This window comes from Bacillus sp. S4, from assembly GCF_040838205.1.
Classification (GTDB): Bacteria; Bacillota; Bacilli; order Bacillales; family Bacillaceae_G; genus Bacillus_A; species Bacillus_A cereus_U.
This window is the reverse complement of sequence record NZ_JBFPJI010000115.1, coordinates 1-10,612: the sequence shown is the minus strand read 5'-3', so window position 1 is coordinate 10,612 and position 10,612 is coordinate 1. Positions and strand designations below refer to the sequence as shown.

Below are 10,612 nucleotides of genomic sequence, written 5' to 3'. Positions count from 1 at the left end.
GGTAAAAAGCATAGTAGTAAAGCGGAATTTGGAGAAGAATTCCATTTTGATGTTATCCCAAAAAAACTTCTATTTTTATGTTTTATCTTTGGAAACTAGTAAAATTCTATTTTTGTAACATCTAATTTGAAAAAATAGAGTAAATAACAAATAAATGATAAGATTATTCTGAAAATAACCAAGGAGGGATACAAATGCTTACAAAAGAACAAGTCGCAAACTTATTTCGAAATTTTTCAATCAAGGAATGTAAAGGATCAAGTGATTTATACGAATACTTATCAATGAAGATTTCTGAAGATGAGGAAGTACTTACACTATCTTCCTACGCTCAAGTAGGGCAACCAATCCCAAACTTATTATTAGGTGCAGTACATTATTTATTGCTAAAAGGAAAAGACCATCATTTAAAAACGTATTATAGTAGCTTAGTTGAAAATGCTAAAACAAATTTAGATAAAGCTTTTGAACAATTTAAAGATTTCTGTAATGAGTACCGAGAAGAAATCATTACTTTATTACAAACGAAACTCGTTCAAACGAATGAAGTAAGACGATGTGCATACTTATACCCAAGTTTCTGCTACATATTTAACAAAGTGAATAAACCGTTAGTGATAATTGAAATTGGTACAAGTTCTGGATTACAACTGTTCTGGGACCAATATAGCTATTCGTACGGAACAGATGAAACATATGGAAATATAAATTCGAATGTACATTTAACCTCTGAAATAAGAGGGGAGAATGTGCCCCGTTTTCTAAAACAAAGTCCACCTGTCGTAGAAAGAATCGGGCTTGATTTACATGTGAATGATTTACATAATGAGGAAGATTATTTATGGCTACGTGCACTAATTTGGCCAGAACATAAAGAAAGACTTGAACTGTTCGATCAAGCAGCATCTTTAGTTAAAAATGAATCCGTCCGATTAATAGAAGGAGACGGTGTAGAGCTGTTGCCATCTATTATTGAACAAATAAGTGAAGATGCTGTTATCTGCATTTTCCATACACACGTCGCAAATCAAATACCTAAGCAAGTAAAACATGCGCTAGAAAAACAAATTAAAGAAATCGGTGCAAAACGTGATGTATTCCACCTATATAACAATATGTGGGACCGGGACCTTCATATTGATTATTATATTAACGGAAACGAATATTGTGAAACTGTTGGGGAAACGGAAGGGCATGGGAGATGGTTTAGTTGGGGATTGGGGGATAAGAAGCTATGCTAAAGTAAATCTAATAATTATGGGTTTCATCACCAAAATTCGTAATTAAAATAGCTGATGGAAGACACTCCATCAACTGTTTTTTACTTTTCATAAAACTCATTAGGTATCTAAGGTAAGCGTCAAATATTCCTCACCTACAAGTTGTAAATAGCCCATGAGATTCATCTTCTTACATCCAAGGATTTAAAGAAATTGGATTATTAAAACCTGACAGGTGTCAAAAAAGAACCTACCGGTTAATCAGCTATATTACTGGTTCAAGAAATTATTACTTCAAACGGAAGAGCCGAAGGAAAGTAAATGTTTAAAATGAATATATAATACATGCGAGAAAGAGCACAATTTGATAGGGGGGGCTTCCAAATGCATATGGATGAAAGAATGAATTTGCAGTTAACAAGCCAGGCTCTTCAGGTAATGAATAACGGAATTGCTGTCATAAGTCATGATGGAATCATCACATTCAGCAACCAACCATTCTGCAGCATGTTACATAAAAAAGAAAATGAAATAATAGGTAAGCATATATCAACGATTATTCCTGATCGTAAAAAGCTAGTAGTGAATCAAAATGATAGTTTGTACAAGTACGAGTGTAAGGTGGGAAACCAAGTATTGATTATGAATGAATCCCGTGTATATCAGAGCGGGAAAGAAGATGGGTCAATTGCCATCTTGGAAAACAAGGAAAAAAGTATACAGTCCTTGGAAAGTATCATCAGTCGGTATGAAAATGCCTTGAATTTACTGTCGGAGTGTATTCTAGGGGTAAATGAACAAGGGATTGTCAATTTTTTAAGTGGTTCTTATGCACAATTTTTAGGGATTGATGATCCAAAGGAAGCGATAGGTAAGCATTGTACGGAGGTTGTTGAGAATACGAGGATGCATATTATCGTGAAGACGGGACAGGTGGAAATTGGGCATATCCAGCGTATAAGTAATCGGAATATTATCGCAACTCGCATACCTATTGTTAAGGACGGTGAGGTTATTGGTGCGATTGGTAAAATTATGTTTCATGATATACAGCAGTTTAAAGCTTTGGGGGATCAGATTAGTGCAATGGAATCAAAGTTATCTTACTATCAAACTGAATTACAGCGGTTGCAAGAAGGTAGGTTGTCCTTTCAAAGTATTATAGGAGAGAGTGCGAAAATGAAAGAAGTTAAAACGATGGCCTTGAAGGTTTCTAAAAGTCGGTCTACCGTTTTGATAAGAGGAGAGAGCGGTACAGGGAAGGAGCTCTTTGCGCATGCGGTACATCGTGCAAGTCCGCGTGCTAGGGGTTCATTTATTCGTTTGAATTGTGCTGCGATTCCGAGGGATCTTTTGGAGGCTGAATTATTTGGATACGAAGAGGGGGCTTTTACAGGAGCGAAAAAAGGTGGTAAGCCTGGGAAGATTGAGTTGGCCCATAAGGGAACGTTGTTTTTAGATGAGATCGGTGATATGTCTTTGGACATGCAGGTGAAGTTGCTGCGTGTGTTGCAAGAGAAAGAGATTGAAAGAATTGGTGGTACGAAAATTCAAAAGATTGATGTCCGTTTCATTGCGGCGACACATCGAAATCTTCGTGAAATGGTGCAAAGAGGGGAATTTAGGGAGGATTTATATTATAGATTGAATGTGTTTGCGATCGATATTCCTCCGTTACGAGAGAGAAAGGAAGATATGATACATATAATGGAATTTTTAATTCGGAAATTGAATGGGGAGCTGGGTAGTAGCGTTCTTTCATTGGATGAGAGAGTAAGGGATATATTCATGGAGCATGATTGGCCAGGCAATATTAGGGAGCTAGAGAATGTGTTAGAACGAGCGATGAATGTTATAGAAGGAATGATTATTCAAGTGCATCATCTTCCTGTATATTTGCGGAAAAAAGATTTGGAAGAAGAGTTATATCATGAAATATTTGCGGTGGATCAAGAGAAGAATGAGATGAGTTATTCACTGCAGGAGGAAGTGGAATCGGCTGAAAAACGGGTGATTACAAGGGCTTTGGAAAAGACAGCTGGAAATATAAAAGAGGCAGCCAAGCTTTTAGGGATTCATCGGGCTAGCTTATATCGAAAAATAGAAAAATATGGAATGTCATGAAGGGAAAAAAGGGCAAACAGGCCCTTTTTTTGTTTGGTTTGCAGTAATATATACTGTCTCTTTTTTGCGACACTTTCTTATAGATGCGACATGATTGTAATCATTTGTAGCGCAAATGCGACATATGAAGGTGGACATGTAAGGGAGAACGGGGTATATCCCTGAAGGAATAAGGGAATAGAGAATGAGTCGATTTTTGGCATGTTTCTTGCTATATAAATAAAAAAGATTATAGCAAGAAGGGATGGAATTCAATGCTGGAAAATCACAGTTTGCCACATTTTATTATGCAAAGTATTGAAAAAACACCAAGTAAGGTCTATTTACAATTTAAAGAACAAAGAGTTACGTATGAGGAGCTCTATCATCGAATTACAAAAGCTGCAGCGGGATTTTGTGAGCTCGGTATTCAAAAAGGTGACAAGGTTTGTATTATGCTTCATAACACTCCTGAATATCTGGATGTATGGTTTGCTTTATCTTTTATGGGAGCAATTGCGGTGCCTCTGAATGTGCATTTAAAAGGGGAAGGTTTGCAGTATATTTTATCTCACTCTGATTGCAAGCTGATTATCGTTGATAAGGAATTTGTTCCTCAAATTGCTTCTTGTTTGCCATTTATACAAAGGGACATTCAAATTGTCGTTTACGGAAATGATGAAAGCGCAATCATTTTGAACGATGGTAAAGAACCGCTGGTAATCGAATTGAAAGATGTACTGAATACAAATAATCATCACCTTCCAACTGAATTTGTTTCCTCCTCTTCTATTAACAGTATTCTTTATACCTCTGGAACGACTGGATTACCTAAAGGGGTCATGTTAAGTCATTCTGCCTATGTAAATTCTGCGCAGTCATTTGCCACCTATATGGTTGGCGCAAGTTCGAAAGATATTTTATTTACAGCGCTGCCGTTATTCCATATTAACGCCCAGGCCCATACAGTACTCGGTGCTATTTCTTCCAATGCAACAATTGCTCTTGGCAAGCGGTTTAGTGCTTCTGGATTTTGGGATGAAATTCGCGGTCATGGCGCAACCATTTTTAATTCTTTAGGATCTATGATTCCTATTCTCTGCAAGCAACCAGAAAAGGAAAACGATAATGAAAATTTTGTAAGGGTGACGGCTTGTGCTGCTACGCCTAAGGAATTTTGGAAGCCGTTTGAGGAGAGGTTTGGCGTCCAGATTGTAGAAGGTTACGGATTAACGGAAACGACGGGTTTTTGTGTAACGAATCCATTGAATGCCAATAAGCCGCCTTCTATTGGAAAGCCTTATTCTTACGTAGAGACGAAGATTATCAATGAGGATGGAAATGAAGCGCGGACTGGTGAAATTGGAGAGATTTTTATACGTTCCTTACAGGGACAAGCATTCATGGAAGGCTACTATAAAATGCGGGATAAAACAGAAGAGGCGATGAAGGAGGGATGGTTCCATACAGGAGATCGCGGTTATCTAGACGAGGAAGGTTACTTATATTTTTGCGATCGAATCAAACAGTGTATCCGGAGGCGTGGAGAAAATATCTCCTCTTGGGAAATCGAAAAGGTAGTGAATAATCACCCGAAAGTACTTGAATCAGCGGCCATCGGTGTTCCATCGGAAGTGGGAGAAGAGGATGTCAAATTATATGTGATTGTAAAGAAAGGAGAAACGATGTCCCATGAAGAGATTATAGATTGGTGTCAAGAACGTATGGCTTACTTCATGGTGCCGCGATATGTTCAGTTCAGTGAAACTTTCCCAAAAACCGCGACGGAACGGATTCAGAAGTTCAAGCTGAAGGAGGAAGGAATCAGTACTGCTTGGGATCGCGAACAGGTCGGCTATGTAATTAAAAGAACGAGTTGATGTGCTGAAGGGGAGTAAAACAGTTTGCTTTTTATCTCATTACATATTGGAAAGAAGGGATTGAATTGGAAAATAAGCGGGTTGTTACATGGTCCAAAGAAAAAGGAATCGCGACAATCATCATTGATAATCCTCCTGTGAATGTATTGAGCGGTGCTGTGGTTGAGCAACTGACGGTGGTGGTCGATGAAATCGAACGGGATGATGAAGTAATTGCTGTACTTCTAACTGGCGCTGGAGAAAAGGCCTTCGTTGCAGGAGGAGACATCAAGTCATTTCCGGAATGGATTGGGAAAGGGAATGAATATGCAGAGGGAAAATCATTGTGGCTTCAGAATCCATTAAATAAAATAGAAAGATTGTCGAAGCCTGTAATCGCTGCTATTAACGGATTAGCGCTTGGGGGCGGGTGTGAATTAGCCTTATCATGTGATTTACGGATTATAGAAGAACATGCCCAAATCGGACTTCCAGAGGTGAAGTTAGGATTGTTTCCAGGTGCGGGAGGCACGCAACGTTTGCCTCGATTAATAGGAACTGCAAGTGCGAAAGAAATGATGTTCACTGGTGAACCGTTCACTGCCGAGGTAGCTTGGCGAGTTGGTTTGGTGAATCATGTTGTTCCGCGTGGCGAAGCGCTGAATAAGGCGAAGGAACTAGCCGCGAAGATGGCTCAATTTTCCCTTCCTGCTTTATCTTTGATGAAGCAATCTATCAATAAGGGATTATCTTCTTCTCTTGAGGACGGGCTAAAAATAGAAGCTGAGAATTTCGGCCATGTATTTCAAACGAGTGATGTAAGAGAGGGAGTGGAGGCTTTTATAGAAAAGAGGGTACCGCTTTTTCATCATAAATAAAATAACAAAAAGTAATGCCTGCCTCTGGCAGGTGTTGCAATAATATATATATATAAGGGTGTAAAGTAAATTTAAGAGAATCTATTTTATTGAGGGGGAATGCGGTTATGGATTTATTGATTGTATTGCTATCGCTTGGCTTGCTTATATTTGTAGCTTACCGAGGATTCTCAGTCATTTTATTCGCTCCGTTATGTGCTTTGTTGGCTGTATTTTTAACGGAACCGGCGAATGTTTTACCATTCTTTTCTAATGTTTTTATGGCGAAGATGGTCGGATTCATAAAATTATATTTTCCTGTATTTTTGCTTGGAGCGATATTCGGTAAAGTGGTAGAAATCACTGGAATAGCAGAAAAAATCGCGAAAATTATCATCCATTTTATAGGCGTGAAAAGAGCTATTCTTTCCATCGTGTTAATGGGAGCGATTCTTACATACAGTGGTGTCAGTTTATTTGTCGCAGTATTTGCGATTTATCCGTTTGCGGCGCAATTATTTCGCGAGGCGGATATTCCGAAACGTCTCATTCCAGCGACAATTGCATTCAGTGCATTCACGTTTTCGATGGATTCACTTCCTGGATCACCTCAAATCCAAAATGTTATTCCAACTACGTTCTTTAAAACAGATATTTATGCAGCTCCTACATTAGGGATTATCGGAGCACTGTTTATCTTTATATGTGGCATGATGTATTTGGAAAGGTGCAGGAAGAAGGCTGCCGCTAAGGGAGAGGGGTACTTCGGAAAAAGCGGTGCCACTTCTGAACTGGCTGCCACAACTAGCGCGCAATTGGTGCAAGCGCCTATTGTTTCCAGCGATGTTATTCCAGTTAGTTATTGGATAGCTTTTCTTCCGCTTGTACTGGTCGGAGTGATGAATAAAGTCTTTACAGAATTCATCCCAGTTTGGTATACAAAGGGATTTGATTTTGCATCTATAGGTTTGAAGGAGTACGGAACGATTGATATGGGACAAGTCGTAGGTATTTGGTCAGTGGAAATGGCACTTCTTATCGGAATACTTACTGCTATATTATTAAACTTCCAAGCGGTAAAAGAACAGTTTCAATCTATTACAAGCGTGGGCGTAAGTGGTTCAATCTTAGCTGCCATGAACACTGCAGCCGAGTATGGATTTGGTGCCGTTATAGCAGCTTTACCCGGATTTGTCATGATTCAAAATTCTTTGACAGGTACATTTTCAAACCCTTTAATTAGCGGAGCGGTCATGACGAATATTTTGTGCGGTCTGACGGGATCAGGTTCGGGTGGAATGAGTATTACATTAGGTTTAATGGCAGATAAATATATTGAAGCGGCAGCGAACTTTGATATTCCGTTAGATGTGCTGCATCGTGTAATTGCAATGGCAGCGGGAGGTATGGATACTCTCCCTCATAACGGAGCAGTTATAACTTTACTTGCAGTTACAGGATTAACACACCGAGAAGCTTATAAAGAGATTTTTGGTATTACGATAATTAAGACATTAGCCGTTTTCTTCGTTGTTGGAGTGTACATGATGTTTTCTATTGTATAGTAGGAAGGTTGATCGGCTGTTATAAATAACGCAGCCACCAAGTTAAGATTATGTATAATGGTAAACAGAAACAGCCATCATTCCATGAAACGATGGCTGTTTGTATGTTTTTAATGAATTTCACAAAAAACTTCAATTGTAGATTGGAATTGAACTATCCCAACCTTCACTTGGTCTAGAGGAGGAGGGCTTCTCGGTTAAAATGATAAAGTCGGTAAATTTACTTGTTACAACAATGCTCTTCTACTCATCCATTGCGTCATAACCCACTTTTCACCTTTGATAACAGGTGCAGCAACTACAAGCAAATCCTCACATTGGACCCCAGCTGGCCAACATTCATAATAGTCGTGAAAACCATTTACAAACATGATTTGTCCGTTCTCAAATAGGATAACAAATATGGAGTTTCCTTACCTAATTTTATAAAAGGTTAAAAATAAACCATAATATTATTATGTAAATAAAATTGATGAATGTACAGCTTGTTAAATAGTTCAATATTTTTGATTTTTCTATGGCTGCATAAGTATGATGTTTGTAGGAGGGGATCATATGAGTATACACAAAAAAATCATAGCGATTTCAGGAAGTATTAGGGAAGGATCATCCAACACAAACATATTAAAAACTTTAGCAGCATTTATTCCAGAAGGTATAGATTACACTATTTATAATGGAATAGAGGAATTTCCTCATTTTAATCCGGATGTAGATCGAGTTGGGGCACCGGTTGTTGTTGAAGAATTTCGAAAGACATTAAGTGAAGCTCATGCACTTATTATTTGTACACCAGAGTACGCAAAAAGTATTCCAGGAGTTTTGAAGAATGCTTTAGAGTGGCTTGTTTCATCAGCGGAACTTTATAAAAAGCCAGTTGCTATTATAACAGCTTCACCGTCGATTGCGGGAGGGGATAAAGCCCATGAGTCATTATTACTTACGCTAGGTATGCTAGATACAATTGTCGTTCAAAATGGGTCGCTATTAATCCCATCTGTACGCACTAAATTTAGTGATGATGCAAAAGTTACAGATGAGGATACAAAGCAAGCTCTTATCTCTTTAGTTCAAAGTGTAGTAGACATAATAATTTAATTTGTATAAAGACGATAAGGGGGTCCCTATAATTATAAAAGAGAAAAAGGCAATACTACTAGTGGTCGAGAAGTAGTATTGCCTTTTATTTAGTTAAATATATTTAATCAAAATCTCCCCAGGTAATCCATCAATCTCACAAACTGTATCTGATGTAAAACCAGCGTTTAATAAAATTTTTCGAGAGGGGATATTGTTTGGATCGATAATTGCCTTTAGTACGTTTACATCTGTCTGCTTCGCTATTTCAATTAATTCTCTTGCGATACAACTACCATATCTTTTTCCCCAGTGCTCCGGCAATATCATATAACCAAGTTCAGCTTCTTTAAAATCATCCTCATTTACTGTTATATGTCCAAGTCCGATAAATTCATTTGTTGCACTGTTATAAACTTTATAAGATCCATACAGTTTATGTTTTTCATTGCGCATTAATAATTTTTTATAGTCGTTTTGTGCTTCCTCTAAAGGAATGGCGCGCTCAGTAATTTGTGCCATCACTTTTTCGTTTGATACGAGCTGAAAGTATTGATTAAAGTCTGTTGTTTCAAATTTTTTGAAATGTAGCTTATGCATATGATTCCTCCAAACTAATTTTCATTTGTTCTTCAGAAAAGAAAAAGATAAGTTAAATCGTAATTTCAATTTGATTACCTTCAGGATCACTTATTACACTTTCGTAATAACCATCTCCAGTGAAACGTGGTCCATTTAATAAAGGATAACCCTCATCTTTTAATGTTGAAGTTAATTCATTTACACGTTCTTCACTACCGACAGAGAATGCCATATGTGCATAGCCAGTTATATTAAGGTTAGGTTCGTTTTCTATACCTTTTTTACGCATAAGTTCAAGCCTTGCTCCAGATTCGAACGTAATAAAATAAGATTCAAAGTGTTTCGCTTTATTATAATACAAAGAGTTTGCTTTACCATTGAAATACTTTGTATAAAAAGTACGCATTAATTCTAAGTCATTTACCCAAATTGCTATATGTTCGATTTTCATTCGTTTCACCGATCCTATCTTTATGTAAATTAATAAATATTTACTCTGAAATAATTAGAGAAGGTGAATAACACTAATTAGATGTTCACTGTATTAAATTTGCAACCATATTGCAAGAAATAAGAATGGGCGTTAGGAGAAATCAAATGATAATGATTTTACTAAAGGAGTTTGTTAATTTTCAGGTCACAACATGCATACAATGTCTAATTAAGTGAATTACGTACGTAACAATTGCAAATAAGGAGGGACTAATTTGTGGGGCAAATTGAACAAATGATGATTGTCGGCATTTCTATGTCTTTTATACTATCTATTATGACATTAGGGTCTTTATATTATAATCCTCGTCTTTGGCTAAATGATTATCCGAAAGATATTCAAAAAGTAGTTTTGCCAAAATCGATAAATGAAAAAAAGCAAACGTATTATTTCGGAATTATTTACAATATTATTCTCTTCGGAACGCCTTTAGTTTCTACGTATATACTACATCAACATGAAAAATTATTGTATATTGAGGCCTATTTACATACTTTTGGGATTGTAATGACTTTCAATTTAGTAGATTTATTTATAATTGATTGGCTTATATTTTGCTGGATTACTCCAAGATTTGTTGTTATTCCTAGTACAGAAGGGATGAAGGGGTATAAAGACTATATATTTCACTTAAGAGGAGCAATAGTCGGAACGCCATTTTTAGCAATAATAAGTTTATTTGTGGCAGGAATTGCGACAACTATTTAGTATAAGGTAGAGGGGGATGAAACGTTAATACTTATACTTAAAGGAGTATAAATAATGAGCCTTTTGATTAGAAAATTAGAAATAAATGATTTAGACCATTTACCTGAAATTGATGATAGTTTTACAGTAAATGCCCGGTTAGTTCTTT

General features: G+C 37.1%; 9 protein-coding genes and 1 pseudogene. 8 read left to right on the top strand and 2 right to left on the bottom strand.

Going from position 1 to position 10,612, the window contains the following annotated elements; genetic code table 11:
- Positions 1-194 precede the first annotated feature (194 nt).
- The 6 genes from AB3X48_RS12880 to AB3X48_RS12850 all read left to right on the top strand — a co-directional run bounded on the left by AB3X48_RS12880 (position 195) and on the right by AB3X48_RS12850 (position 8,702).
- Positions 195-1,241: a DUF2332 domain-containing protein gene (locus tag AB3X48_RS12880; protein WP_016105185.1), complete on the top strand. Its 1,047-nt coding sequence runs from the start codon at positions 195-197 to the stop codon at positions 1,239-1,241.
- Positions 1,242-1,604: 363 nt separating this feature from the next.
- Positions 1,605-3,344 carry a sigma-54-dependent Fis family transcriptional regulator gene (locus tag AB3X48_RS12875; RefSeq protein ID WP_016105184.1) on the top strand — a complete coding sequence of 580 codons (1,740 nt, stop codon included), beginning with the start codon at positions 1,605-1,607 and terminating at the stop codon, positions 3,342-3,344.
- Positions 3,345-3,598: 254 nt separating this feature from the next.
- Positions 3,599-5,203 carry an ATP-dependent acyl-CoA ligase gene (locus AB3X48_RS12870; RefSeq protein ID WP_088099156.1) on the top strand — a complete coding sequence of 535 codons (1,605 nt, stop codon included), beginning with the start codon at positions 3,599-3,601 and terminating at the stop codon, positions 5,201-5,203.
- A gap of 65 nt (positions 5,204-5,268) precedes the next feature.
- Complete coding sequence (locus AB3X48_RS12865; protein ID WP_002161387.1) at positions 5,269-6,060, top strand: enoyl-CoA hydratase; 792 nt, start codon at positions 5,269-5,271, stop codon at positions 6,058-6,060.
- 107 nt (positions 6,061-6,167) lie between these two features.
- The gene (locus tag AB3X48_RS12860; protein ID WP_016105182.1) at positions 6,168-7,604 is read left to right on the top strand and encodes a GntP family permease; all 1,437 of its coding nucleotides are present in this window, start codon (positions 6,168-6,170) and stop codon (positions 7,602-7,604) included.
- 555 nt (positions 7,605-8,159) lie between these two features.
- Entirely contained in the window at positions 8,160-8,702 is a 543-nt protein-coding gene (locus AB3X48_RS12850; protein WP_088099155.1) for an NADPH-dependent FMN reductase, read from the top strand.
- Between the two features lie 93 nt (positions 8,703-8,795).
- Here the strand turns inward: AB3X48_RS12850 and AB3X48_RS12845 are convergent, their stop codons facing one another.
- Together AB3X48_RS12845 and AB3X48_RS12840 are read right to left on the bottom strand one after the other, a co-directional pair.
- Positions 8,796-9,281 carry a GNAT family N-acetyltransferase gene (locus tag AB3X48_RS12845; protein ID WP_016105180.1) on the bottom strand — a complete coding sequence of 162 codons (486 nt, stop codon included), beginning with the start codon at positions 9,279-9,281 and terminating at the stop codon, positions 8,796-8,798.
- A 52-nt stretch (positions 9,282-9,333) separates the two neighbouring features.
- Positions 9,334-9,714, bottom strand: coding sequence for a VOC family protein (locus AB3X48_RS12840; protein ID WP_016105179.1), 381 nt, complete (start codon positions 9,712-9,714; stop codon positions 9,334-9,336).
- A 258-nt stretch (positions 9,715-9,972) separates the two neighbouring features.
- Between AB3X48_RS12840 and AB3X48_RS12835 the strand changes: the two genes are divergently transcribed.
- Complete coding sequence (locus AB3X48_RS12835; RefSeq protein ID WP_016105178.1) at positions 9,973-10,464, top strand: hypothetical protein; 492 nt, start codon at positions 9,973-9,975, stop codon at positions 10,462-10,464.
- A 54-nt stretch (positions 10,465-10,518) separates the two neighbouring features.
- Positions 10,519-10,612: pseudogene (locus AB3X48_RS12830) on the top strand (GNAT family N-acetyltransferase); the annotation flags it as partial.

What these genes read in the sequence shown, in the direction of transcription:
- AB3X48_RS12880 (WP_016105185.1), top strand. Translation starts at nt 195, where the DNA reads ATGCTTACAAAAGAACAAGTCGCAAACTTATTTCGAAATTTTTCAATC.
- AB3X48_RS12875 (WP_016105184.1), top strand. Translation starts at nt 1,605, where the DNA reads ATGCATATGGATGAAAGAATGAATTTGCAGTTAACAAGCCAGGCTCTT.
- AB3X48_RS12870 (WP_088099156.1), top strand. Translation starts at nt 3,599, where the DNA reads ATGCTGGAAAATCACAGTTTGCCACATTTTATTATGCAAAGTATTGAA.
- AB3X48_RS12860 (WP_016105182.1), top strand. Translation starts at nt 6,168, where the DNA reads ATGGATTTATTGATTGTATTGCTATCGCTTGGCTTGCTTATATTTGTA.
- AB3X48_RS12850 (WP_088099155.1), top strand. Translation starts at nt 8,160, where the DNA reads ATGAGTATACACAAAAAAATCATAGCGATTTCAGGAAGTATTAGGGAA.
- AB3X48_RS12845 (WP_016105180.1), bottom strand. Translation starts at nt 9,281, where the DNA reads ATGCATAAGCTACATTTCAAAAAATTTGAAACAACAGACTTTAATCAA.
- AB3X48_RS12840 (WP_016105179.1), bottom strand. Translation starts at nt 9,714, where the DNA reads ATGAAAATCGAACATATAGCAATTTGGGTAAATGACTTAGAATTAATG.